This is a genomic window from Gilliamella sp. WF3-4 (assembly GCF_001690275.1).
Lineage (GTDB): Bacteria > Pseudomonadota > Gammaproteobacteria > Enterobacterales > Orbaceae > Gilliamella > Gilliamella apicola_C.
In genome coordinates this window covers 1-2,025 of sequence record NZ_LZGW01000016.1, presented here as the reverse complement: position 1 = coordinate 2,025, position 2,025 = coordinate 1, and the positions used below count along the sequence as shown (strand labels likewise).

General features: G+C 37.1%; 1 protein-coding gene. It reads left to right on the top strand.

Annotated features, from left to right (window positions below):
* A partial coding sequence (locus A9G47_RS03370) for a primase-like DNA-binding domain-containing protein (protein WP_081303515.1) occupies positions 1-1,516 on the top strand: 1,516 nt, incomplete at its 5' end.
* Positions 1,517-2,025: the final 509 nt, after the last annotated feature.

Here is a 2,025-nt window from a genome sequence, read left to right as displayed (position 1 = left end):
CTATTACTCCGTTCCTGATACAGATTATAAATGTGATTGGGATGATTATAGGCAACAATTTGGGCTTGATAAAATGTCAGTTTCATTTAATCAAATGTTAGCTCATGCTGATGATAGCGTAACCAATTTACCTAAACCGACTAATCAAAAAGATTTATCAGGCATGAATCTATCACAAATGGCATCAAGTCAGCGTGCCGAACTACTCAATCAATATTATGACAATAACCTTGCAATTAATCTTACTACAGATGAAATCTATTACTATCAAGATAACGCATGGCAACCCATCAGCGATAAAATGCTAATGCGAACCCTAGCCGATTTATTTACTCAATCAGGCGAACCATTTAATCCCATAAGAATTAGCTCAGCGGTTGAATCGCTCAGATTGTCCCTACCAATAATGGGAACGTCTCAGAAAGATTTAATCTGCTTTAAAAATGGTGTATACGAGCTAAAAAAACAAACCTTTAAACCGCACAATAAGCAAGACTGGCTATTGGTCAGTAATGATATTGATTACTACCCTGCCAAAGAAAAGGAATCTTTCGATACTCACACGCCAAATTTTGCTAAATGGCTAAAAAGAGCATCAGGCAATCAAGATAAAGCTAAAAATATCTTAGCTGCGCTATATATGATATTAGCCAACCGTCATGACTGGCAATTATTCCTAGAGATTACAGGCGGAGGCGGTAGCGGTAAAAGTGTTTTTGCTGAAATAGCAACGATGTTAGCAGGTAAAAACAATACCGTAATAGGCACCATGGACGCATTAGAAAAAGCAAGGGACAGGGCTTTAATTGTAGGCTACTCATTAGTCATCTTACCCGACCAACCGCGTTATATGGGCAGTGGCGCAGGGTTAAAAGCGATTACTGGTGGTGATGAAGTCGCAATAGACCCAAAACATAAGCAACCTTACTCATGTAAAATCCCTGCGGTAGTCTTGGTTATCAATAACGAGGCAATGAGATTTAACGAACGAAATGGTGGCATATCACGACGTAGAGTTATCTTCCACTTTGGCGAGGTGATACCAGAAAAAGAAAGAGACTTAGACTTGGTCAGCAAAATAGAGCAAGAGCTACCCTCAATTGTGAGGTTGCTATTAAATGAGTTTACCAGCCCAACAGAAGCTAAAGATAGACTACACCAGCAACAACAATCAGACGAAGCGACGGCGATTAAACGCGAATCCGATCATTTAGTGGATTTTTGTAGTTATCTTGATGCGCTTGATTACCCCAATGGTATGTTTATTGGCAATATGGGAATAATGCCCTTTAACCCCCGAAAATATTTATACCATGCTTATATTGAATACATTCGCAATACAGGTTTAAACAATCCGCTATCACTAACGCAATTTGGCACATCACTTAATTATGCAATGAAAGAAAACGGTAAAGACTACATGCGTAAAAGAGCAAATAAAGGGATGAGAACCAACGTAGAGCTTAATATTAACACTAGTCAAGATTGGCTACCTAAAGCCGAAGATCCTAACTAGTAGCTCAAATTGAGTCACTAAAATAAGACCGCCCTAATTGGCGGTTTTTTATTGAGTGAATACCTAAAGTGTACACTTGTGAATAGTAAATCATTAAGTGTTCACCGCTCAAACCCTTTTAGAATAAGGCTTCAAGCAAGTAGTGAACACCGTGAACACTTTTTTATAAAATTTTATTTTTATGGGGGGGAGGTATAAAAAATCTAAAACATAATTAACGGATACCGCTCACCTAGATAAATTTTTACACCGTCAAAATTCTAAAACCAATTTTTTTTAACCTTTCAATTCGGCAAGATTAAAATACCTAATATTGGGGTCACTTTTTGTTTTAGGTATACGTTTAGGTATACGATTCGATTTTTAAAAGTTAATCTTTCAGTATTTCCAGTGTGTTTATCTATATGATTCTGTTTCCCTTGGCTCCACCAAATCAATAAACAGCAATATTCTTTAAAACCCATTAAAGTACACTAAACCCAATAACAACAAGCCTTAAAAGCGATTTT